Source organism: Vibrio sp. JZG10, assembly GCF_054064075.1.
In genome coordinates this window covers 309,941-333,189 of record NZ_JBSUGE010000001.1, presented here as the reverse complement: position 1 = coordinate 333,189, position 23,249 = coordinate 309,941, and the positions used below count along the sequence as shown (strand labels likewise).

Annotated in this window: 19 protein-coding genes; 12 read left to right on the top strand and 7 right to left on the bottom strand. The window is 44.3% G+C overall.

Going from position 1 to position 23,249, the window contains the following annotated elements:
- Positions 1-114 precede the first annotated feature (114 nt).
- Together ydiJ and ACWYVB_RS01530 are read left to right on the top strand one after the other, a co-directional pair.
- Positions 115-3,150 carry a D-2-hydroxyglutarate dehydrogenase YdiJ gene (gene ydiJ / locus ACWYVB_RS01535; protein ID WP_457527701.1) on the top strand — a complete coding sequence of 1,012 codons (3,036 nt, stop codon included), beginning with the start codon at positions 115-117 and terminating at the stop codon, positions 3,148-3,150.
- Positions 3,151-3,223: 73 nt separating this feature from the next.
- Entirely contained in the window at positions 3,224-3,685 is a 462-nt protein-coding gene (locus ACWYVB_RS01530; RefSeq protein ID WP_457527699.1) for a methyltransferase family protein, read from the top strand.
- Positions 3,686-3,795: 110 nt separating this feature from the next.
- On the opposite strand, the gene ACWYVB_RS01525 is transcribed toward ACWYVB_RS01530, so the two are convergent.
- The 6 genes from ACWYVB_RS01525 to hutC all read right to left on the bottom strand — a co-directional run bounded on the left by ACWYVB_RS01525 (position 3,796) and on the right by hutC (position 11,266).
- Positions 3,796-4,521, bottom strand: a complete 726-nt coding sequence (locus tag ACWYVB_RS01525; RefSeq protein WP_005395883.1) for a DUF3581 domain-containing protein — start codon at positions 4,519-4,521, stop codon at positions 3,796-3,798.
- A 327-nt stretch (positions 4,522-4,848) separates the two neighbouring features.
- The gene (gene hutH / locus ACWYVB_RS01520) at positions 4,849-6,384 is read right to left on the bottom strand and encodes a histidine ammonia-lyase (protein WP_012841910.1); all 1,536 of its coding nucleotides are present in this window, start codon (positions 6,382-6,384) and stop codon (positions 4,849-4,851) included.
- Positions 6,385-6,395: 11 nt separating this feature from the next.
- Positions 6,396-8,093 carry a urocanate hydratase gene (gene hutU, locus ACWYVB_RS01515; RefSeq protein ID WP_457527697.1) on the bottom strand — a complete coding sequence of 566 codons (1,698 nt, stop codon included), beginning with the start codon at positions 8,091-8,093 and terminating at the stop codon, positions 6,396-6,398.
- A 73-nt stretch (positions 8,094-8,166) separates the two neighbouring features.
- Positions 8,167-9,177 (bottom strand): formimidoylglutamase, encoded by a 1,011-nt coding sequence (gene hutG, locus ACWYVB_RS01510; protein ID WP_457527695.1) that lies wholly within the window; start codon positions 9,175-9,177, stop codon positions 8,167-8,169.
- A 1-nt stretch (position 9,178) separates the two neighbouring features.
- Positions 9,179-10,429, bottom strand: a complete 1,251-nt coding sequence (gene hutI / locus ACWYVB_RS01505; RefSeq protein ID WP_457527693.1) for an imidazolonepropionase — start codon at positions 10,427-10,429, stop codon at positions 9,179-9,181.
- 129 nt (positions 10,430-10,558) lie between these two features.
- Positions 10,559-11,266, bottom strand: a complete 708-nt coding sequence (gene hutC, locus ACWYVB_RS01500; RefSeq protein WP_046874833.1) for a histidine utilization repressor — start codon at positions 11,264-11,266, stop codon at positions 10,559-10,561.
- Between the two features lie 247 nt (positions 11,267-11,513).
- Here hutC and ACWYVB_RS01495 point away from each other — a divergent pair, with 247 nt between their 5' ends.
- Positions 11,514-12,257, top strand: coding sequence for a sporulation protein (locus tag ACWYVB_RS01495; protein WP_457527690.1), 744 nt, complete (start codon positions 11,514-11,516; stop codon positions 12,255-12,257).
- Between the two features lie 6 nt (positions 12,258-12,263).
- On the opposite strand, the gene ACWYVB_RS01490 is transcribed toward ACWYVB_RS01495, so the two are convergent.
- Positions 12,264-13,241 (bottom strand): DUF3187 family protein, encoded by a 978-nt coding sequence (locus ACWYVB_RS01490; RefSeq protein WP_457527688.1) that lies wholly within the window; start codon positions 13,239-13,241, stop codon positions 12,264-12,266.
- A 410-nt stretch (positions 13,242-13,651) separates the two neighbouring features.
- On the opposite strand from ACWYVB_RS01490, the gene thrS reads away from it, so the two are divergent.
- From thrS to ACWYVB_RS01445, 9 genes are all read left to right on the top strand, one after another.
- Complete coding sequence (thrS, locus tag ACWYVB_RS01485) at positions 13,652-15,580, top strand: threonine--tRNA ligase (protein WP_005395892.1); 1,929 nt, start codon at positions 13,652-13,654, stop codon at positions 15,578-15,580.
- Between the two features lie 3 nt (positions 15,581-15,583).
- Entirely contained in the window at positions 15,584-16,135 is a 552-nt protein-coding gene (gene infC, locus ACWYVB_RS01480) for a translation initiation factor IF-3 (protein WP_074191168.1), read from the top strand.
- Between the two features lie 121 nt (positions 16,136-16,256).
- Positions 16,257-16,451, top strand: coding sequence for a 50S ribosomal protein L35 (gene rpmI, locus ACWYVB_RS01475; RefSeq protein WP_005377932.1), 195 nt, complete (start codon positions 16,257-16,259; stop codon positions 16,449-16,451).
- Positions 16,452-16,491: 40 nt separating this feature from the next.
- Positions 16,492-16,845: a 50S ribosomal protein L20 gene (rplT, locus tag ACWYVB_RS01470; RefSeq protein WP_004727974.1), complete on the top strand. Its 354-nt coding sequence runs from the start codon at positions 16,492-16,494 to the stop codon at positions 16,843-16,845.
- A 190-nt stretch (positions 16,846-17,035) separates the two neighbouring features.
- On the top strand, positions 17,036-17,353 hold the full coding sequence (locus ACWYVB_RS01465; protein ID WP_005377919.1) for a heavy metal-binding domain-containing protein: 318 nt from the start codon (positions 17,036-17,038) through the stop codon (positions 17,351-17,353).
- Positions 17,354-17,719: 366 nt separating this feature from the next.
- On the top strand, positions 17,720-18,529 hold the full coding sequence (locus tag ACWYVB_RS01460; RefSeq protein WP_152812312.1) for a helix-turn-helix domain-containing protein: 810 nt from the start codon (positions 17,720-17,722) through the stop codon (positions 18,527-18,529).
- Positions 18,530-19,017: 488 nt separating this feature from the next.
- On the top strand, positions 19,018-19,806 hold the full coding sequence (locus tag ACWYVB_RS01455) for a TetR/AcrR family transcriptional regulator (protein ID WP_457527684.1): 789 nt from the start codon (positions 19,018-19,020) through the stop codon (positions 19,804-19,806).
- A gap of 246 nt (positions 19,807-20,052) precedes the next feature.
- Positions 20,053-22,431, top strand: a complete 2,379-nt coding sequence (locus ACWYVB_RS01450) for an efflux RND transporter permease subunit (RefSeq protein WP_457527682.1) — start codon at positions 20,053-20,055, stop codon at positions 22,429-22,431.
- An 18-nt stretch (positions 22,432-22,449) separates the two neighbouring features.
- The gene (locus ACWYVB_RS01445; RefSeq protein ID WP_048626274.1) at positions 22,450-23,241 is read left to right on the top strand and encodes an outer membrane lipoprotein-sorting protein; all 792 of its coding nucleotides are present in this window, start codon (positions 22,450-22,452) and stop codon (positions 23,239-23,241) included.
- Positions 23,242-23,249 lie beyond the last annotated feature (8 nt).

The following is a 23,249-nucleotide window of genomic DNA, read 5'->3' as shown; positions in this document are numbered from 1 at the left end:
CACTTACTCTTTTGTGGTGTTTTGTTTCGCTGAACGCCAACTTGTATGATAAGTGAGCAAATAATTACATAACCCGCAGCTGATCGGATTCAGCGTCGTAGGGGCAGGAAGCAAATGTTACCAAGATTACACTCGCAAACTGATGTCGATCCTCTTGTTCTTAGTTTTCTGAAAGAGCTTGAGCACGCCGGATTCACTGGTGATATCGAAAGCCAATATTCAAGCCGACTAGCGGTTGCCACTGACAACAGTGTTTACCAGCAACTTCCTCAGGCAGTCGTCCATCCTAAAACGACAGAAGATGTTTCTCTCCTCGGGAAACTGAGCAATAAAGAAAAGTACGAACGAATCACCTTTTCACCTCGTGGTGGCGGCACAGGGACCAATGGTCAGTCGCTAACCAAAGGTATTGTGGTGGATATGTCTCGTCACATGAACAAAGTGCTTGAGATTAATGAGAAAGAAGGCTGGGTTCGTGTACAAACTGGTGTAGTGAAAGACCAGTTAAATGATGCGGTTCGCCCTTACGGTTACTTCTTCTCTCCGGACTTATCAACTAGTAACCGTGCCACAATTGGCGGTATGGTCAACACTGATGCTTCTGGTCAAGGTTCTCTGAAATACGGAAAAACATCCGATCATGTTTTGTCGCTACAAGCGGTGTTTGCTGATGGCTCAGTTTTAGAATCAGATCTGTCCAACGGCTACCCCGAAGAAGGCGAGTTTGCTGCCAAGGCTCTACGAGTAACGGAATCCGTATGTCGTGAAAAACGCCAGCAGATCGTGGATAAATTTCCTCCGCTCAACCGCTTTTTAACGGGGTACGATTTAAAAAATGCCTTGAATGAAGACGATGACCGTTTCGACATCACACGAGTGCTGTGTGGCGCGGAAGGTTCATTGGCATTTATTACCGAAGCGAAGCTAAATCTGACGCCAATTCCGAAAGCACGTACTTTGGTTAACGTTAAATACAACAGCTTTGACTCTGCGCTCCGTAATGCACCGTTGATGGTCGAAGCGAAAGCGCTATCTGTAGAAACCGTTGACTCGAAAGTGCTTAATCTCGCGAAGCAAGATATCGTCTGGCACACCGTGAGTGATTTGCTTACCGATGTTCCAAATAAAGAGATGCTTGGCATCAATATGGTGGAATATGCAGGTCAGGACGAAGAAGAAGTTGCTGCGCAGGTTGCAGCGCTGACCGCCAAGCTCGATACCATGCTGGAAACAGAAGAAGCGGGCATCATCGGTTACCAAGTCTGTAACGATGTAGCGAGTATCGGGCGTATTTACAACATGCGTAAAAAAGCGGTGGGTTTGTTAGGCGCAGCAAAAGGCCGAGCTAAACCGGTCGCATTCGCTGAAGATACCTGTGTACCACCAGAAAACTTGGCTGATTTCATTGTTGAGTTTCGCGAACTATTAGATAGTAAATCGCTGAATTACGGCATGTTTGGTCATGTGGATGCAGGGGTGCTGCATGTACGTCCTGCGTTGGATTTGTGTGACCCGCACCAAGAAGCATTGATGCACGAAGTTTCTGATGAAGTGGTTAAGCTGGTGGCGAAATACGGCGGTTTGATGTGGGGTGAGCATGGCAAAGGTTTCCGCTCAGAATATGGCCCTGAGTTTTTCGGCGACGAGTTGTTTACTGAGCTGAGACGTGTGAAAGCGGCATTCGATCCACACAACAAAATGAACCCGGGCAAAATCTGTACGCCACTTGATAGCGATGCAGAGTTGGTAAAAGTAACCGACACCAAACGTGGTTACTATGACCGCCAAATTGACGTACAAGTGCGTGACAGCTTTAAGCAAGCGATGGAATGTAACGGTAACGGTTTGTGTTTTAACTACGATACCAGCTCACCGATGTGTCCATCGATGAAAGTGACGGCCGATCGTCGTCACTCGCCAAAAGGGCGTGCTGGCTTGGTTCGCGAGTGGTTGCGTCAGCTTACTGAGCAAGGCATTGATATTCTTGACTTAGAAAAGCAAACACTAGAAAACAAAACATCAATCAAAACCATGATTGACCGCGTACGTCATTCTATCAATCGTCGTCACGAATACGATTTCTCCCACGAAGTGTATGAAGCGATGAATGGTTGTTTAGCATGTAAAGCGTGTGCGAGCCAGTGTCCGATTAAAGTCGATGTTCCGAGCTTCCGCTCACGCTTTTTAAACATTTATCACTCTCGTTACCAACGTCCAGCAAAAGATTATCTGGTTGCGAACATAGAGACTATGCTGCCGATGATGGCGAAAGCGCCAGGTGTCGTAAACGGTTTTTTGAAGCAGTCGTGGGTCAAGAGCTTAACGGCTTCAGCAGTTGGGTATGTCGATGCGCCGTTGTTATCAGTACCTACATTGAAACAACGAGTAGAGTCGCTGACAACGCCTTATGATCTGCAAGCGCTCAGCGGTTTGTCTTCGTCTGAAAAGAGCAAGCATGTTTTAATTGTTCAAGACCCATTCACTAGCTACTACGACGCCGATGTTGTAGAAGACTTCGTTAAATTATTGAAAAAGCTGGGCATGCATCCGGTGCTTCTGCCATTTAAGCCGAACGGTAAAGCACAACACATTAAAGGCTTCCTACGTCAGTTTAAGGATACAGCAGCCGATACAGCGAAGTTTTTGGCGATGGTAGCGGATCTGGATATTCCATTAGTTGGTGTCGACCCTGCATTGGTGCTGTGTTATCGAGATGAATACGCTGAAGTACTTGGCAGTAAGCGAGGTGATTTCGATGTACTAACGGCCCACGAATGGCTTTACCCAAGACTAGAAGCGTTTGAAAGCGGAGAGCATAACGCGCAGGAACCTTGGTATCTGTTTGCGCACTGTACTGAAAAAACCAAAATGCCGAATGCGGAAAAAGAGTGGGGCGCTATTTTTGCTCACTTTGGTGCGGTTTTAAATACGGTACCGGTTGGTTGTTGTGGTATGGCGGGTACGTTTGGTCACGAGGTCGATAAGTTGTCGATGTCGAAAGACATTTACAATTTAAGCTGGAAGCCAAGCTTAGATAAGTTAGATAACGAGAGATGTTTGATTACTGGCTACTCTTGCCGCAGCCAAGTGAAACGCTTTGAAGGAACAAAGCCCAAACATCCCGTTCAGGCGCTGTTAACTTTGATATAATCACATCAAATTAAGCCCAGTTTTACTGGGCTTTTTTAGAAGTCACATACAACAATTTCAAAGGATATGAATCTTGAGAAAACTTGAACTCAAAGTCCCACCTGTTGCGGTGTTTTTGTTGGTCATACTACTCATGTATGGACTGACAGTTCTGGTGCCGAGCCTGAATATTAGTGTGCCCTTTGTCGAGGTTGTGGTTGGCGGGTTAACTTTGCTCTCTGGTTATATGGGCATTGCTGGTGTGTATGAATTCCATAAAGTAAAAACGACGGTTAACCCTGTAAAGCCTGACATGGCCTCTTCCGTGGTGAGAACTGGCGTATTTTCTTTTTCGCGCAACCCGATGTATATGGCGCTACTGCTTCTAATCATTGCAATTGGTTTGTGGTGGCAGCACTTGAGTGTGGTGCTTTGTAGCGTCGTATTTGTCAGTTATATGAATCGATTTCAAATCAAGCCAGAGGAACGTGTTCTAGAGCGATTGTTTGGTGAAGAGTATGTGGATTATAAAAACCACGTCCGCCGCTGGATCTAAGCATTGCGTTTAGTTTTATTTGGATGAGACATAAAAAGAAAGCCCAACGATCGACGTTGGGCTTTCTTTTAGTAAACACGTTTTTTGAGCGCTTCTGATAGGGCAGTCGATTAGGCTGCCTTAACGAACTTTGCTAGGAATGCATCCTTACGTTCATTGAAACGGCGTACAAGATCGTCAACCGCTTCTTGGTCATATGGCTTCAAGCCGCTTGCAACCATGCGTTTGATGCCTTTGCCAACGACTTCACCGTCTTCTTTGAACGCAAAGTTTAAGGTGACTACCCCACGTTTGCCTTCCACGTCGAACGTTGCGCCAGTGAAATCCACTTCAGGATGCGTAAGGTCTAAGCGTGAAAATTCAACTTCCATGCTTTCATAAATAACTAATGGACGTTGGCAGTTGATCATCATTTGCTTCTCTTCCATAAGAGGAACCATGATGTGAGGGAAGTTCATGCCAGAGAATTGCACGTAATTTGTTACGACATGCTCAATAAATGCGGGATCGTGGTTAGTCTCACCTTCACGGGACATGTGTAAGTATTCTTTACCGGCCTCGTCAACAACGGCGCTTTCTTTTTCACACTTATTTTCAATATGAAGTGCTACACCATCGTTTACCATGCCAGAGAAGTTAAAACGCATCTTTTGGCTGACGCCTTCTTTACTAAGAAGCACTGCGAAAAGTAAGTCCCCAGGGACACAAAAGCGTTTGTTGTCTTCATCGTGGATTGGGTTGTAGTCACCTGCGACACGTTTTGCAAAGTGGCTTGCTTGTTCGCGAGTGAACTGAAACTGGTGATTAGTGTTTGAAAAATAAGGTGTTAGAAACATAATTTTTACGTAGTAACCAAAACTGTATGGGATTATATGCGAATATCTGCGTAGCAATGGTCCATCCAGTGAAAACTTCACCGTATCCTAACAATAAGACACTATTTCGGCGGATAAATCGTTAAAAACGCATACTTTAGCAACGCTTTTATTTGTGAAAGCAATAAACAGCGACTTTATTACGTCGGCTATTTTTAAAAGTATAGCAATAACAATATGCAGTGTTCATAAAGATCGCTAGGAATACGTTTAATGAGGAGATAAAAAAGCTCCACGCGAAACGTGGAGCCTTCAAATTATCATCCGGTTTTTAGATTAAGTGCTGGATTACTGAACACTTGGTAACAGACTCTCTGGCATAAGCGTGTTGTGGATAGCCAGCTTAAGCAGAGTATTCGCCTGTTCAATGTCCGGCGCAAAGTAACGATCTTTATCGTAGAACGATACTTTTTCACGCAACATTTGTTTGGCAATCTCGATACGCTCAGAAGACTTGTTTGGTGCTCTAAAGTCTAGGCCTTGTGCTGCTGATAGGTATTCGACCGCTAGAATACCGCGAGTGTTTTCGCCCATTTCTTTCAGTCTGCGAGCCGCGAATGTTGCCATTGACACGTGATCTTCTTGGTTTGCTGATGTTGGCAAGCTGTCTACTGACGCTGGGTGAGCGAGCGTTTTGTTTTCGCTTGCTAGCGCAGCAGAGGTGACTTGGGCAATCATGAAACCAGAGTTCACACCACCATTATCAACTAAGAACGGTGGTAATTTTGATAATGCGCTATCGATAAGCAATGCCATACGACGTTCAGACAGGCTGCCGATCTCAGCAATCGCCAGTGCTAGGTTGTCAGCTGCCATTGCAACAGGCTCAGCGTGGAAGTTACCGCCAGAGATGATGTCGTCATCTTCAGCAAACACCAACGGGTTATCTGATACGGAGTTCGCTTCTACTTGCAATACTTCGGCGGCGTTGCGGATTTGCTGCAAACACGCCCCCATTACTTGAGGCTGACAGCGCAACGAATACGGGTCTTGTACTTTTTCACAGTTAGTATGCGAATCACCAATGTCACTTGATGTATCCAATAGATGACGGTAGGCCAGTGCAGCGTCCATTTGGCTGCGATGACCACGTACACGATGAATGCGCGGATCGAATGGACGTCGGCTGCCGAGAGCGGCTTCGACAGACATTGCGCCACATACTGTAGCTGAAGCGAAAAGATCTTCCGCGATAAACAGACCTTCTAATGCGAACGCTGTTGATGCCTGGGTACCATTTAGCAGCGCTAAGCCTTCTTTCGGTGCCAGAGTTATGGGTTCTAGACCTGCGATTTTTAACGCTTCTTGCCCAGAAATGATGTTACCGTTGTGACGAGCTTGTCCTTCACCTAGTAATACTGTGCTCATATGGGCCAGAGGAGCTAAGTCACCTGATGCGCCAACAGAGCCCTTTTTAGGTACGCAAGGGTAAACTTGTGCATTAACTAGATCGGTCAGCATATTAATGACTTTTAGGCGAATACCAGAAAAACCACGAGACAGACTATTGATTTTCAATACCATCATCAGACGAACCGTTTCGTCTGACATAAACTCACCGATGCCTGCTGCATGAGAAAGAACGATACTGCGTTGTAGAGTTTCTAAATCTTCTGGTGCTATTCGTGTGTTAGCCAATAGACCAAAACCAGTGTTAATCCCGTAAACCGTTCGATCTTCCGCGATGACACGATCCACGACTTGCGTGCTTTCTTCAATGGCCGGAATGGCTTCAGGATCCAAAGTAAGGTTGACTGGTGAACGGCTCACTTGGCGTAGTTCGTTTAAGCTAATATGACCTGGCTTTAGCGTTAAATTTAACATCTCTTTCATCCTTACTTGAGCTTCTTCAGTTCTTCGTTGAGCATTGGCAAATCTAGCCCTTGCTCTGCTGCACATTGTTTAGCAATATCGTATCCCGCATCAGCATGACGCATCACGCCTGTTGCTGGGTCGTTATGCAGCACGCGGGCAATACGTTTTGAGGCATCTTCACTGCCGTCACAGCAGATAACCATACCTGAGTGTTGCGAGAAGCCCATACCTACGCCACCACCGTGGTGCAGTGAAACCCAAGTTGCGCCGCCCGCCGTATTGAGTAGTGCGTTTAATAGTGGCCAGTCTGATACGGCGTCAGAACCGTCCATCATGCCTTCTGTTTCTCGGTTCGGGCTTGCAACGGAGCCAGAGTCTAAGTGGTCACGACCAATGACAACAGGCGCCTTAAGTTCGCCATTTTTCACCATTTCGTTGAATGCTTGACCAAGACGCTCACGATCTTTAAGACCAACCCAGCAAATACGCGCAGGTAAACCTTGGAACTGGATGCGCTCGCGAGCCATATCTAGCCAGTTATGTAAGTGCGGATTATCTGGAATTAGCTCTTTTACTTTTTGGTCGGTTTTATAAATGTCCTCAGGATCGCCAGAGAGAGCAGCCCAACGGAAAGGACCGATACCTTCGCAGAATAGTGGGCGAATGTAGGCTGGAACAAAGCCAGGGAAATCAAATGCGTTTTCTACGCCTTCTTCCAAGGCCATCTGGCGGATGTTGTTACCGTAGTCGAGTGTTGCGGCGCCGCGATTTTGTAGCTCTAACATGGCTTGAACTTGCACTGCCATGGATTTTTTGGCTGCTTTAACAACCATTGCTTCATCTTGCAAACGCATTTCTGCCGCGTGAGACATGCTCCAGCCTTGTGGTAAGTAGCCATTGAGCGGGTCGTGTGCAGATGTTTGGTCTGTTACTACATGAGGCGTGATATTACGTTCTACCAACTCAGAGAAAACGTCTGCTGCATTACCTAGTAGACCAACCGATACTGGTGTGTCTGATTCTTTGATGATAGCAAGCGCTTCATCTAAAGATGTCGCTTTCTTATCGACATAGCCTGTACGTAGGCGGTAATCGATACGCGATTCATCACACTCTACCGCAATCATGGAGAAGCCCGCCATCGTACCAGCTAGAGGCTGAGCACCACCCATACCACCAAGACCGCCAGTTAGAATCCATCGGCCTTTTGCTTCGCCGTCAAAGTGCTTTTTCGCAACAGATACGAATGTTTCGTATGTGCCTTGGACGATGCCTTGTGAGCCAATGTATATCCAGCTGCCAGCGGTCATTTGGCCGTACATCATCAAGCCTTGTTTATCGAGCTCGTTGAAGTGTTCCCAGTTTGCCCAATGAGGAACGAGGTTTGAGTTTGCGATAAGCACGCGTGGGGCGTTTTTATGGGTAGGGAAAACACCAACAGGCTTGCCTGATTGAACTAAAAGCGTTTGGTCATCTTCGAGTCTTTCAAGTACTTCAAAAATCTTGTCGTAACATTCCCAGTTTCGTGCCGCACGGCCAATGCCGCCATATACAACCAGCGAATGTGGATGTTCTGCAACATCAGGATCGAGGTTGTTCATCAGCATACGAAGAGGGGCTTCGGTTAGCCAAGATTTTGCGCGCAGTTTATCTCCGTGAGGTGCACGAATTGTTCTGCTTGTATCAAGTCGTGGATCTTGTCCCTGGCGCTGTGTCATTTCAGACTCCTTTAGTTTCTCGTGATGACCAAGTACTTGCTTGGTCGTAATAATAAGTGGCATCTAGGATGCGTTATGGTTTGTGTTGCTTTTCCGCCATCGCGTTGGCGATATCCCAACACAAACGGGCAGCTAAGCGTGCAGTTTGACTATCGACGTCATAATTAGGGTTGTATTCGGCGATATCAGCCAGCATGAGCTTATTTTTGTAATGAAGAATTCGATCTAAAAATGGTGTAATTGTGTCGTAACTTACTCCTCGAGCCGCAGGGGCGCTGACCCCAGGTGCGGTTGCGGCGGGAAATACATCCAGATCAATGGTCAAATAGAGGTAGCCACAGTCGTCAATAAAATGTTGAAGCTGGGTTAAGTGATAACTGTGGTTTAGGTAGCAAAGCTGATTATCTTCTACATACCAAACATTTAACGCATCTGCTTTTTCAAATAGCGCTTTAGTGTTGCTACTGCGGCTTACGCCAATACAAGCGTAATGAAAGTCCCAATCATTGCGTTGGCAAAAATGATGAATTTGGTTGAAGGGAGTGCCAGAGCTTGGTTTGATGTCGGCGATGCTGCTCTCGAATGCGCGTAAGTCGAAATGCGCATCGAAATTGATAATACCGATTTTAGGCTTCTTTTCTGGATGGTGCGCTTTAAAATACTCCGCTAAGCCGGAAAACGAGGCCCACGCAATCTCATGCCCACCACCTAACACGATGACAGGCGTATGAGGCAGTGCGCTTGAAATGGTTGCCGCACATAGAGATTGGCTCTCTTCCAGTAAGTCGTCTTCGCACACCACGGTGCCTAAGTCATATAGTGGGGCGTCTTGGTGCCATGCTAAATTAGCGAGTGCTCGTCGGATTAAATCTGGCGCTTTTTTCGCACCAATGCGTCCTTTGTTTCTGGCTACGCCAGCGTCGGTAGCAAAACCCAGCAATGAGACGCCATGCGCAACGCCCCCCAACTCATCTGCTTTCTGGCGTTGAACCACGTGATGAATTCGCTGACCAAGTTTGCCGTCCTCGGCATCATGACGGCCTTGCCAATGAAATAGGGGGGAGTGTAGGTCGAATTGAGACATATTATTGGCCTCCGTGTGAAATGTATTCACCATTTACTATACGACCTACCAGACGTTTTGCTCCGACTTGATAGCTTAAATCAGCAGGGCTTTCGATATCCCAGATAGAGAAGTCCGCATCAAACCCTACTTTGATGGTGCCACGTGAGTTTTGATAACCCAGAGCTTTGGCTGCATGTTGCGTTACACCACGCAGTGCTTCTTGCGGCGTAAGGCGAAATAGTGTGCACGCCATATTCAGCATGAGTGTGAGATCAGAAAACGGTGATGTACCTGGGTTGATGTCCGTAGCAATTGCCATCGGCACGTTATGCTCTCTCAACAACTCAATCGGTGGTAACTGAGTTTCTCTTAGAAAATAAAAAGCGCCAGGCAATAGAGTGGCGACAGTGTTTGATCGAGCAAGTGCTTTAACACCTTGCTCATCTAAAAACTCGATGTGATCCGCTGACAGACCGTTGTATTGCGCAGTGAGGGCTGTACCACCGAGATTCGAAAGTTGCTCTGTATGCCCTTTAACCTTTAAGCCGTGGCGTTTTGCAGCTACAAACACTTTTTCTGTTTGTTCAAGATTGAAACCAATCGATTCACAAAAAACATCGACACTCGTGGCTAATTCTTCCTTTGCGACAACAGGGATCATGTCCTGACAAATGTGCTCAATATAGTCATCTGCATGGCCTTGGAACTCTGGCGGAATGGCGTGAGCGGCGAGAAGTGTAGTGGTGATTTTAACTTTACGCTCTTGTTCAAGCATTTTGGCTGCACGGAGCATTTTTACTTCGTCATTCAGTGTCAATCCGTAGCCTGATTTCACCTCGACAGAAGTGACGCCGCTCGCGAGTAGCCCGTCTAAACGTGGCAACGCTAACTCAACTAATTGCGCTTCGGTTGCTGAACGCGTCGCATGCACCGTTGAAAGTATCCCACCGCCTTGTTTGGAAATTTCTTGATATGGCACGCCGTTTAAGCGCATTTCAAATTCGTTGGCACGATTGCCCGCATAAATAAGATGAGTGTGGCTGTCGATCAAACCTGGCAGAACTAACTTGCCTTGAAGGTCGATACTCTGAGCGTAATGTTGGACAGACAGCAGAGACTCGGTTTGCGGTTCGTCTTCACCAATTGCACAGGTGCTGATCGCAACGATTTTTCCAGATTTAATGCCAATACGAGCAGGAGACGTTGGCAAATAACCGCGCTCTCCCGACTGCATGGTGACCAGACGTGCGTTTTCAATCAGCAAATCCATGTTTGTGTCCCTGTGTTTATTTGTATCATTAAATGTATATACAAATAAATAGAGCAAAATAAGAACACTGACAAGATTGATGTTGCTAAAATGTGATCAAAACGTAGATCTAGAGGACCAATCTTGTCATTAAATGAGCACTTTTGAGCTCAGCTTATATTTGTTACCAGGGTGATAAAGTAGGGCGGTACTGACTAACTTATCTTGGCTCCACGTTCTGCGATTCAAGAGAAGGCAAGGCTCATTGGCTTGCATTTTTAAGTCTTGCTTAATACGGCCGTCAGGCACAATTGCCTCTACAGTATGTTCAATAGCGTTGAGTGGGCAATTATCTGACAGGTATTGATTCGGAGTGATTTGTGTGAAGTCTTGATTTAAATAACTCGGGGCATATTGGCTGTTCACCCAGCGGAGTTCTAATTGAATAGGCGTTTGATCTTCATAGTGAATGATTTCACTGTAAAACACCGTTGTGCCAAGCATGACGCCGAGTTTTGTCGCAATGCTGTCATCTGCTTTTATGGCAACTTGTTTGAGCACTTTACTGCTATATTGTCGCCCTCGGTCGCTGACTTCTTCGGCAATGTTTCGAATGTCTAACAGAGGAGATTCTGACTTTTCACCAGGATCACACACAAACGTACCTAAGCGTGGGCGACGTTGTAATCGGCCCTCATTAACTAAGTCCCGAATTGCTTTGTTCACTGTCATTCTACTGACACCAAATTGCTCGGTAAGCTCAATCTCTGTGGCGATACGATGACCGACTATCCACTCTCCAGCATCAATTTTATCCAGGATAAATTGTTTGATTTGAATGTAGAGTGGTGCAGACATAATGGTTCCCTTTTATTTGACTATACAAATACTGCTTAATTTAGGTACAAATTGCAAACATTTCTAGACGAATGCCCCACTTAGTGACAGAACAATCCTATTGTGGGGCTGAATGACTCTTGCTGCTGAGTATTATTTGGATTGATGATGGAATTCGAACATTTTCTTGTGGTCTATTGCTTGCAGAGTATAAAACAATTGTGTAAACAAACGATTATTAGAAGAAAAGTCGCTAAAAAGGAAAAACATGTTTAAAAAATTGAAAGCATCACTGGGGATCGGTTCTGCAAAAGTAGAGACGATTTTAGACGAAATGAGCGTGTTTCAAGGAGCGACGCTGAAAGGGCATGTTCATATCAAAGGCGGAGACGTCGAACAACAAATTGATGCTATTACGATTAAATTGAACACAGAGATGAAAGTCGAAGTGGATGATAGCGTAAGTTACCAAACGTTCACTATTGATCAGCTGAAGGCGGTAGACCCCTTTGTGATTCAACCTAATGAAGAGAAGCAGATTCCGTTTGAGCTAAAACTGCATGATGAAACGCCAATTACTGCGGTTAGCGCACTTAAGAATCAATGTCATGTTTGGGTTGAAACGACGTTAGATATTGATTTTGCGATTGACCCGCGTGACCGTGACTATATTGAAGTGAAACCACTACCAGTAGCATCTCGGGTTATTCAAGCGATCGAGCAAGCTGGCTTCACTATGGTTAAAGCCGATGTTGAAAAAGGCTTTTTGCGCGGTGGCTCGTTTGCTTCTCGCTCTGGAATTTATCAAGAGCTAGAGTTCCGAAATAACGGCTTTATCTCATCAAAAGAAATTGAGCTTTCTTTTATTCTGGAAGGGCAGGTCATGCATTGTTTGGCGGAGATTGACCGTTCGCTCAGCTTGGCTGGGGACCAATATCGCTCGTTTACGTTGCCGATCAATGCAACTGATGCTCAAGTCGCTGCCGCGGTTGCACCAACGCTAAATCTATAGTTCTCATCAACTTGATGAGAATATGTACCGATATCCTATTGTGAAAGCGATATCGGTACTGTTATCCATGTTTCGTGCGTTCTCTACGGCTAAAAACTCAAGCGCGGAGTTTTCCATGAGATATCGATAGCCTAATACCAGTTCATTAGAGGCATCAGCAAACTCTGCGGGTCCTTCTGTCGATCCTTGATACCAATGGTATTCAAACATCAGGTGGTGGTTATCTTCCAACGCATAACGGTACCCAGCCGCAACGGCAATCGTATTATGCCGATAGGGGAGATCCAGCAAGGCGCGATCATCTGAGCGAAAAGTCATGCCAACCATCGAATAAAATGCGTGGGCGTCACTTAAATAACTGTAATTTAGTTGGAAACCTTGCTCGAAATTACTGCCTTGAAAAGTCCCGTGAGCAACATCATTAAAATATAAGCTGCCACCAATAGATAGGCCGTGATGTTCATTCTGAAACACTTGATATTGCAAATAAGTAGATAAGTTGTTGGCAAGCGTTTGTCCTTCGAAGTCGTCTTCTAGCACATCATATTGCGGCATTGAAATGTGAAAACGATCTCTGCCTACTTTGTCTCGGCCATTCTGTCCGATACCGAAAAGGTTATGGAAGCTTTTCGTCAGTCCATCTAAATGGTTATCAGCGGCAAAAACCCACCGATAATTGAGTTCCCATTGCCAACTGCTATTGATTTGCCACTTGCTGCCAATTTCGATTTGGTTGTGGTAATAATCCAGTGCGTATTCATCAGTATGAGCCCAAACACTAGCCACGGTTCCTGAGCCATAGGTTTCGACAAAGTCAGAGGGAAGGCTATGTCCTGAGCGCAGTATATTGGTATGGCTAACCACTTGCATCGGAGATTGTGCGTAAGAACGTAGCGGCCCATACAGGTCATCTGATGCCATGGCTGGTACACAGCATATCGAAATGCTTAGAAGCCCCATAAAGCGCGATTTGAAATAGATCATGATGAACACCTACATGCAAACTACTCAATAAAACAACTATATACCTAAATTGCACTTTGAGGTGGAACTAGGTGTGCTGGGTCCTGTGTTGGTTAATATGTATCAGGAACTATTATACCAGTTGTGTATTCAAGTTCTATTGGGAGGGGGTAACTCCGTTTACAAATGATGTGAGCCCTTAAGAATAATCATCAGATTGTCGTGACGGGGCCTGAGGTTAAGTTCTTATGATAAAACAAAATCGCGCTTTGCAATCTAAATGTGAGCTAGGTACAATCCCATTTTCGATAACGGTCCGGTATTCGTGTTACCGAGAGGCCTTTATTGACTCTCAACTATTTTCAACAAATAGCTTCTAATTTGAATAACATGTGTTGCTTGGTGTGCAACACCACTGTAAAGGACATAGCATGCCTATTATTACTCTTCCTGACGGCAGTCAGCGTCAATTTGACAACCCAGTTTCTACTATGGAAGTTGCGCAATCGATCGGTCCTGGTCTTGCAAAAGCAACGATCGCTGGTCGTGTAAACGGTAACCGCGTTGATGCGTGTGACCTAATTGAAGAAGACGCAAGCCTTGAAATCATCACAGTAAAAGATGAAGTAGACGGTTTAGAAATCGTTCGTCACTCTTGTGCTCACCTTCTTGGTCACGCTCTTAAGCAGCTTTACCCACAAGCTAAAATGGCGATTGGTCCGACCATCGACAACGGCTTCTACTACGATATCGATCTAGATGAGTCTCTAACGCAAGAAGATCTTGAAAAGATTGAAAAGCGTATGAAAGAGCTAGCGAAAACCAAGTACGAAGTTGTTAAGAAAAAAGTAAGCTGGCAGGAAGCGCGTGATACGTTTGAATCACGTGGCGAACCATACAAAGTGGAAATCCTAGACGAAAACGTATCTCGTGATGATCGTCCAGGTCTTTACCACCATGAAGAATACATCGACATGTGTCGTGGTCCTCACGTTCCTAACATGAGCTTCTGTCAACACTTCACTCTATTGAATGTGGCAGGTGCTTACTGGCGTGGTAACAGCGACAATAAAATGCTTCAACGTATCTACGGTACGGCTTTCCACGATAAGAAAGCACTGAAAGCGCATCTAACTCGCCTAGAAGAAGCAGCGAAGCGTGACCACCGTAAGATTGGTAAGCAACTAGACCTATTCCACATGCAGCAAGAAGCACCGGGTATGGTGTTCTGGCATCACAATGGTTGGTCTATTTTCCGTGATCTGGAAGTATTCATCCGCGCTAAGCTAGATGAGTACGGTTACCAAGAAGTAAAAGGTCCGCTAATGATGGACCGTGTTCTTTGGGAACGCTCAGGTCACTGGGATAAATACGCTGATGCAATGTTCACAACTTCTTCTGAGAACCGTGAATACGCAATTAAGCCAATGAACTGTCCAGGTCACGTACAGATCTTCAACCAAGGTCTAAAATCGTACCGCGACCTACCGCTACGTATGGCAGAGTTCGGCTCATGTCACCGTAACGAACCATCTGGTGCACTGCACGGCATTATGCGTGTACGTGGCTTTACTCAGGATGATGCTCACATTTTCTGTACTGAGAGCCAAATCCAAGAAGAAGTAACAAACTGCATCAAGATGGTATACGATACGTACCAAACATTTGGTTTCGACAACATCGTAGTGAAACTGTCTACTCGTCCAGAGAAACGTGTAGGTTCAGATGAAATCTGGGATCAATCTGAAGAAGCATTGAAGCAGTCTCTTGAATCGATGGATATCCCATACGAAATTCAAGAAGGTGAGGGTGCGTTCTACGGTCCTAAGATTGAATTCACACTATACGATTGTCTAGACCGCGCTTGGCAGTGTGGTACTGTCCAGCTAGACTTCAACCTACCAGGTCGCCTAGGCGCTACTTATGTAGGTGAAAATAACGAACGTCTTGTACCGGTAATGATTCACCGTGCGATTCTAGGTTCACTAGAGCGCTTCATTGGTATCCTTATCGAAGAATATGCTGGTTTCTTCCCAACTTGGTTGGCGCCAGAACAAGCAGTTCTTATGAACATTACTGATAAACAGTCAGGTTATGTTCAAGAAATAGTACAAAAACTACAAAAAAGTGGAATTAGAGCTAAAGCGGACTTGAGAAATGAGAAGATTGGCTTTAAAATCCGCGAACATACTTTGAAGCGTGTACCGTATATGCTTGTTGTTGGTGACCAAGAAATGGAAGCTGGCGAAATTGCAGTACGTACTCGTAAAGGTAAAGATCTTGGTAAATTTAAAGTGGATGATTTTATTGCATACATCCAAGACGAGATCTCTAGCCGTAAGCTCAATCTGGAGGAATAAGCTATTAAAGGCGGAAGACGTGGCCAACAGCCGGTAAAACAAAACCCGCACCGTATCAACGGTGAAATTCGTGGTATTCGTGAAGTTCGACTAACAGGCGCTGACGGTGAATCAGTTGGTGTTGTATCGATTCAAGAAGCCATTGCAGCTGCTGAAGAAGCTGGTATGGATCTCGTTGAGATCAGTCCTAACGCCGAGCCACCTGTTTGTCGTGTGATGGACTATGGTAAGTTCCTCTTCGAGAAGAGCAAAACTGCTAAAGAGCAGAAGAAGAAGCAAAAGCAGGTCCAGATCAAGGAAGTAAAATTCCGTCCTGGAACTGATATTGGAGACTATCAGGTAAAACTACGCAACCTGACGCGTTTCCTTGAAGAAGGCAACAAAGTGAAGGTAACAATTCGCTTTCGTGGCCGAGAGATGGCACACCAAGACATCGGTGTTGACGTTCTAAATCGTCTTAAGGAAGATACTGCAGAACTTGCTGTAGTTGAATCTTTCCCTAAGAAGATTGAAGGTCGCCAGATGATCATGGTGCTAGCCCCTAAAAAGAAGTAATTAACGGCTCATCAAGTAATTAAAACCTAGCCGCTTTCCTTTCGATAAAGGCATAACGGCTGGGTTTTGTTCGCCCTAATTACGTTGTTTATTAAACCTACTCAATGCGGAGTTATTCATCATGCCTAAGATGAAAACCAACAAAGGTGCTGCTAAGCGTTTTAAGAAAACTGCTGGTGGTATTAAGTACAAGCACGCTACAAAACGTCACATCCTGACTAAGCGTACTACTAAGAACAAGCGTCAACTACGTCCGAATGCAATCCTTCCAAAATGTGAAGTGGCTGCAGTAATCCGTATGTTGCCATACGCTTAATTCTTTTTAGTTATCAATCGTTTAGTTTAGGAGAAGCATAATGCCTCGCGTAAAACGTGGTGTACAAGCTCGTGCACGTCATAAGAAAGTTCTAAAACAAGCTAAAGGTTACTACGGTGCGCGTTCACGTGTTTACCGCGTAGCTTTCCAAGCAGTTACTAAAGCTGGTCAATACGCTTACCGTGACCGTCGCGCTAAGAAACGTCAATTCCGTCAACTATGGATTGCACGTATCAATGCGGCATCTCGTCAAAATGGTCTATCTTACAGCCGTTTCATCAACGGTCTTAAGAAAGCATCTATCGAGATCGACCGTAAGATCCTTGCGGACATCGCAGTATTCGACAAAGCTGCATTTGCAGTTCTAGTTGAAAAAGCGAAAGCTGCTCTTTAATTAGCAGTTTAGGATTAAGAGAAGGAGAGCATTAGCTCTCCTTTTTTATTGCTAAAATATATACCCAAATATTTTTCAGTTTTGCCATTCAGAATCTTGTCTATCAGTCTTCCCGATTTGATTAGTGAGCGCTGCTCTGTTGGTAATAAAATGGCTTGGGTATATATTTTACGTTTATAAGGGACTAAAAATGATCTACACAACGACAGAAAGCATTCCGGGCAAGCAGATCTCTGAAATAAGAGGGGTTGTAACTGGTAATGTTGTTCAATCAAAACACATCGGTCGTGACCTCATGGCGGGTATCAAAAGCATTGTTGGCGGCGAAATTCGCGGTTACACGGAAATGATGACCGACGCGCGTGATATAGCTATACAGCGCATGGTAGCAGACGCTGAATCTAAAGGTGCAGATGCGATTGTAGGGATTCGATTTACCACGAGCTCAATCGTAGATGGTTCTTCGGAAATTTTGGCATTTGGTACTGCAGTGAAACTGGCGGACTAGTCTACTTGAATAGCATTGCAAAAATGCCAACAGAGAGTGGTGAATTATTATGCATTTACCGTTCTGTTCCTTTTAGGTTAATTATTCTAGATTTTCGCAGAGCGAATAGGCTTATATTCTTAACTTTACGTTACTATTAAAATTAATCCTAACAATTTAGATCAATTACTTCACTTTTGTTTTGTGTGTCATTTTATATTTATAGTGAAATTGAATTCATATTGAATTTTCCATTTATCGTGTGAATTTTGATTTCGATATATTAATTCATATTTTTCTTATAAAAATATGAACTTATACCTTGCCAAGCGGTTCTAAATTGTTACAAATACTATACAGCTGTAACATTGCCAAAAGGAATTGTAGATGAGAGATCTGACTCCCGAATACTTGCTAGCCGCATTACGCCAAGCGATTAAAACAAAAGGGCTAACATATCGAGAGCTATCTGAGAAAATGGGCATGCCGCTGTCCACTTTTAAGAGACACTTAACAAGCACAAATCTCGCTTTGGATAAACTGCTTGAATATTGTAGAGCTGTTGATTGCACGTTAGATGAACTACAAAAGCTTGCGAATCAATTACAAGGTGAAGACGAGGATTACTTTAGCCGTACGCAAGATGAAGTCTTTTTTCAATTTCCCCATCTTTACGATTTTTATCGTGAATTGAGAATGCTGCGAGGCAAAGATGGATATTCCATTTTAAAGAAAAAGTATGATTTGTCTGAGCAGAGCATGTCTGATTACCTAAAAGCTTTGGAGTTATTGGATCTTGTTTACGTTGATGAAGATAAAAATATAACGTTGCACGGGCCGTTATATTACAGCTATGCAGAAAACTCCAAGCTCAATGATAAATATACGGAAATCATAAAAGAACAGACAACAACCCACGATAAATGCGTTCGTGTGGCTTTGGCACGCATGAAAATTACCGAAGAGCAGCTTTTGCAATTGGAAGATCAAGTCGCAAAAACGGTTATCGATTTTCATTCCAAAAATGTTGTGGCAGAGAACTTCAACGTCTCTGATTTTACTAATATTGTTCTACTTGCAGGGCCACATCAACCAGTCACATTCTCTGATGGAATTATCGAGACAGAAAGGCGATTTATTGACGATATTCGTTATGCCATTGCATCTGCAGGTGATAAACCAAGCCTCTCGATTTAGAAATTCAGTCTTTTACTTAAAGAGAATCGCTTTCTCACCATGTTATTGAGTTTTTCAGCTCTAATATTGAAAGGAAGCAGTAAAAGAAAAGCCCAAGACAGAACACACTTTGTAAATAGAGCATCTATCAGTTGCTGTTTTGAATCCAAACTTTAAGTGTTTTGGGCTTTTTTGAATCACATCATTTCAATATCACTCGTTGTCCAATTTTTAAGGTGCTGATTTTTGGGGTTATGTTCTCGCACTCCACTCTAGATTTTCCTTACAATCAAATCATTCTCGCTGAACCAAGCATCTTGATGTTACTTGGTTATATATAATTAAATCTTATTTTTCGGTTAGCTATAAATTCACACTTGCAATGTTTGTTTTTTGATCTATTATGACGAAGTGTCATTTATGACGGTTCGTCAAATTTAGTGGCGTTCCTGTATTCAAGAATCGTGTTACAATTATCGGGAGTGTGTTGGTATACGGATCAAAGGATTATGTTTAACTTTCGCTGTAAAAAAGATAGCAAGCAAGACGGATGTCGTACGTCTTCAGGGCTAACTAAAAAACAACAGGCGATTGCTGATCGTGAAATAGAGCTTATTCAATTGGCTAAGTCTCTGGTTCAAGAGCAAGGCTTTGCCAACTTAACGATGGACAAGCTCACAGCGGCAAGCCCTTACTCGAAGGGAACGATCTACAATCATTTTTGCAGCAAAGAAGATGTGATTCTTGCACTTTGTATTCACTCGCTGAGAAGCGAGGCAATATTTTTCGAACGTACCGCTAAGTTCAATGGCAATACCAGAGAAAAAATCATTGCTATGCATGTAGGTTATCGTATTTACGCTCGTATGGAGCCTGTACTATCAACCTGTGCGATTGTTGCAAAGACGCCTTGGGTCCTAGAGAAAGCTTCGCCTAAGCGTGTGAATGAATTGAACAACTTAGAAGAACAAGTAATAGATGGTGCTGATGCGTTGGTGAATAATGCGGTGGAATGTGGGGACCTTAAGTTCTCTCCCGCAATTGGTTCTGATGCCATCGTATTTGCTAACTGGTCTATTGCCTTCGGTTCAAACGCTCTAGCGCAAAATGCATCGAACAGTCGATGTATTCAGCGAATTCAAGATCCATTCTCAGTACTGCATAACGCGAATATGTTACTTGATGGTTTAGGGTGGTCACCTTTATCGACAGAGTGGGATTACCGTAAAACGTGGCGTCGAGTGGAACAGGAATTGTTCAGCGAAGAGCTTGCTTATTTAGAGTCTATGAATCGCTAATCGTTATAGAGGCCATCTAATATTTTAGTTGGCTTTTTTATTACACTATTGTGACGAATCGTCAAAAAATAGAGGTTGGTACTCAAGTTACCGATCTCGAGAAGTATAGGAAGTTACTCAAAAACTAACTTATATAACCAAATAAATTCGATCTGATTTTTATATGTTGAAGTTATCTGGTTATCACAGCATTCGCTGTTTTTTTTAGTTTTTAAATTTGACGAAACGTCACAAAAGGAGAGTGTGATGCCACATCACAACGTTCAACAACAAGCCCGAATGAGCTGGGTCAAGCTACCAACGAATTACAGTGTGTTGGTTGTGCTTGCTACCGTTTTATTGATTGTTATAGCAACTATTGGAGGAAAAAATCTTTACTTTAGAGGGGATTACGACATCTTTTTTGATGGAACAAATGAGCAGTTACTTGCGTTTGATGAAATTCAGACTACCTTTGCAAAATCTGACAGTCTTGCTTTGGTCATAGCGCCAAAAAATGGCACTGTTTTTACTCCGAACACCTTATCTCTTATTCAGCAGATCACTGACGAGGCGTGGCAAGTCCCATACTCCACCCGTGTTGATTCCCTTGCTAACTACCAGCATACCGAAGCGTTTGAAGATGATCTTCTTGTCGAAGATTTACTGTATAGCGAATATGAATTGACGCCTCAGCGAATCGAGAAAGTCAAAAGTATTGCGTTGAGTGAGCCGGTTTTGAAAAGTTCACTGATTTCCGAAAAAGGGGATGTCACGGTCGTGAATATTACGGTCCAACTCCCTGAGGTCGATAAAACCGCTGAAGTACAAGAAGTGGTTGCCTACATAAACGGAATGATTGAGCGTTATCAGCAAGTGTACCCGGATACTGATTTCCACAAAGCCGGTATTATTGCAATGAACTACGCGTTTATGACCGCAGCTCAAGATGACAGCGCGACGCTAGTGCCGACCATGCTACTAGTGATATTGGTTTTCCTGACTCTCATGTTGCGCTCATTGCTTAGCGTCATCGCGACACTCATCGTTATTATCGGCTCAGTTATGGTGACAATGGGATTATCAGGATGGGCTGGTATGTTCTTAAGCACGGCGACAGTTAATGTGCCTACCTTGGTGATGACGCTTGCCGTCGCCGACTGTGTACACATTATAGCGACGATGCGTCAGTCTATGCAAAACGGCTTTAGTAAAGCCCATTCTATTGAACGAAGTATTGCGCTCAATTTCATGCCCATCCTGATTACCTCCATTACCACCGCGATCGGCTTTTTAATGATGAATATGTCGGATTCTCCAATCCTGAGAGATTTCGGCAACCTATCAGCCCTTGGCGTCATGATTGCTTGTTTCCTTTCCATCACATTACTTCCGGCGTTACTTCATATCCTTCCTGTTAGGGTGAAGTCAGACACTGCTGATGAAAGAAAGCACTTTATGGATCACTTAGGGGATTTCGTGGTGTCAAAGCGACATGCGTTATTGCCGTTGTCGGTGCTTGTTACTGTCGCGAGTGCGAGTTTGATTCCGCTGAACAAAGTCAACGATGAATCCGTCGAATATTTTGGTCATAGCAATGAATTTCGTCGAGCGGCTGATTTTATGGAAGAGCGAATCAGTGGCATGGCGAACATCAGTATCGCGATAAAAACTAACGAATCGCAGGGCATTGCGGATCCTAATTTTCTCAATACTGTGGGTAAATTTACTGACTGGCTAAGATTGCAGCCAGAAACGGACCATGTTGCGACCTTGAGCGATGTTTATAAGCGCCTAAACAAGAACATGCATGGAGATGATCAGGCTTATTACTCGCTCCCTCAAGACAGAGAATTAGCGGCTCAATATCTGCTGCTTTATGAAATGTCACTACCGTATGGCTTAGATTTGAACAACCAAATCAATGTTGATAAGTCGTCAATCAAGATGGTTCTCACCGTGGAGAACTTGGGCAGCGTCGAGCTTGTTGATTTGGAAAATCGTATTTACCAATGGTTTAACGAAAACGCGCCTCAGTATGATGTTGTTGCTTCTAGTCCATCACTGATGTTTGCGCATATTGGCGAAACGAATATGGCTAGCATGCTGTCAACCTTGCCTATCACTCTGGTCTTAATTTCGGCATTACTGATCTTTGCCTTACGCTCGTTCAAGCTCGGTTTAATCAGCCTGGTCCCGAATATCGCCCCTGCGCTTATTGGTTTTGGTATTTGGGCACTGGTTTCTGGTGAAATTAATTTGGGGTTGTCTGTTGTTGTGACGTTGACGCTTGGCGTTGTGGTTGATGATGCCGTTCATTTTCTCTCTAAATACCAACACGCTCGTAAAGATGGCCATAGCGCGGAACAAGCGGTTCGTTACGCTTTTCGCACCGTGGGGCGCGCGCTTTGGATTACGACCGTCGTGCTTGTTGCTGGTTTCTCTGTTCTGGCGATGTCGAGCTTCCGCTTAAATGCCGATATGGGACAGTTGAGTGCCATTGTTATCTTCATTGCTCTTGTTGTGGATTTCATCTTTCTACCGACTTTACTGATGTTGTTTGACAAAGGCGTCTACGACGAGGTGGACCGCCGAAACAAGCTTAAATCAACTGACTCTCAAACCACGGCTGTTACTCAGTCATAACGAATCAAAGGATTGAACATGAATTTACTAAAAAATGCCTTAAAAGTATCTGCACTTTCTGTCTCGCTTTTTATGAGTCATGCGGTGTTAGCGGATGAAGCGAAAGGATTAGAAATTGCTCAAGAGCGCAAAGCCCGTGATGAAGGGTGGGGGGATTCTGTTGCTACCATGAAAATGATTCTGCGGAACGCACAAGGAGAAAGCAGCACACGTTTAATGCGCCTCCAATCACTCGAAGTTGAGGACGATGGTGACAAAGGACTCACAATATTTGATGAACCAAGAGATGTGAAAGGCACCGCGTTTCTCAACCACTCTCATACAGTGGGTGCCGATGACCAGTGGCTTTACCTTCCAGCACTGAAGCGTGTGAAACGTATTTCCTCGCGTAACAAATCAGGCCCTTTCATGGGCAGTGAATTTGCGTATGAGGATCTCAGTTCCTTTGAGATTGAAAAATACCGTTTCAACTACCTAAAAGATGACAGCATAAACGGGCAAGATGTTTTCGTCGTAGAGCAAATTCCGACCGATAAGAACTCAGGTTATACCAAGCAAACGGTGTGGTTAGATAAAGCGCATTACCGCCCACTGAAAGTTGAGTTTTACGATCGCAAAGGGTCGTTGTTAAAAACGCTTTCTTTTTCCGATTACAAGCAGTACCTCAACCAATATTGGCGAGCGCACACCATGGCGATGACAAATCATCAAACAGGAAAAAGCACTGAGCTAACAACAAGTGAAATGCGCTTTAACACTGGGCTAGAAGACAATGATTTTCATAAGAATGTGTTAAAGCGAGTGAGGTAGTGGAGGAG

What these genes read in the sequence shown, in the direction of transcription:
- ydiJ (WP_457527701.1), top strand. Translation starts at nt 115, where the DNA reads ATGTTACCAAGATTACACTCGCAAACTGATGTCGATCCTCTTGTTCTT.
- ACWYVB_RS01525 (WP_005395883.1), bottom strand. Translation starts at nt 4,521, where the DNA reads ATGTTTCTAACACCTTATTTTTCAAACACTAATCACCAGTTTCAGTTC.
- hutH (WP_012841910.1), bottom strand. Translation starts at nt 6,384, where the DNA reads ATGTTAAATTTAACGCTAAAGCCAGGTCATATTAGCTTAAACGAACTA.
- hutU (WP_457527697.1), bottom strand. Translation starts at nt 8,093, where the DNA reads ATGACACAGCGCCAGGGACAAGATCCACGACTTGATACAAGCAGAACA.
- hutG (WP_457527695.1), bottom strand. Translation starts at nt 9,177, where the DNA reads ATGTCTCAATTCGACCTACACTCCCCCCTATTTCATTGGCAAGGCCGT.
- hutI (WP_457527693.1), bottom strand. Translation starts at nt 10,429, where the DNA reads ATGGATTTGCTGATTGAAAACGCACGTCTGGTCACCATGCAGTCGGGA.
- hutC (WP_046874833.1), bottom strand. Translation starts at nt 11,266, where the DNA reads ATGTCTGCACCACTCTACATTCAAATCAAACAATTTATCCTGGATAAA.
- ACWYVB_RS01495 (WP_457527690.1), top strand. Translation starts at nt 11,514, where the DNA reads ATGTTTAAAAAATTGAAAGCATCACTGGGGATCGGTTCTGCAAAAGTA.
- ACWYVB_RS01490 (WP_457527688.1), bottom strand. Translation starts at nt 13,241, where the DNA reads ATGATCTATTTCAAATCGCGCTTTATGGGGCTTCTAAGCATTTCGATA.
- thrS (WP_005395892.1), top strand. Translation starts at nt 13,652, where the DNA reads ATGCCTATTATTACTCTTCCTGACGGCAGTCAGCGTCAATTTGACAAC.
- rpmI (WP_005377932.1), top strand. Translation starts at nt 16,257, where the DNA reads ATGCCTAAGATGAAAACCAACAAAGGTGCTGCTAAGCGTTTTAAGAAA.
- rplT (WP_004727974.1), top strand. Translation starts at nt 16,492, where the DNA reads ATGCCTCGCGTAAAACGTGGTGTACAAGCTCGTGCACGTCATAAGAAA.
- ACWYVB_RS01465 (WP_005377919.1), top strand. Translation starts at nt 17,036, where the DNA reads ATGATCTACACAACGACAGAAAGCATTCCGGGCAAGCAGATCTCTGAA.
- ACWYVB_RS01460 (WP_152812312.1), top strand. Translation starts at nt 17,720, where the DNA reads ATGAGAGATCTGACTCCCGAATACTTGCTAGCCGCATTACGCCAAGCG.
- ACWYVB_RS01455 (WP_457527684.1), top strand. Translation starts at nt 19,018, where the DNA reads ATGTTTAACTTTCGCTGTAAAAAAGATAGCAAGCAAGACGGATGTCGT.
- ACWYVB_RS01450 (WP_457527682.1), top strand. Translation starts at nt 20,053, where the DNA reads ATGCCACATCACAACGTTCAACAACAAGCCCGAATGAGCTGGGTCAAG.
- ACWYVB_RS01445 (WP_048626274.1), top strand. Translation starts at nt 22,450, where the DNA reads ATGAATTTACTAAAAAATGCCTTAAAAGTATCTGCACTTTCTGTCTCG.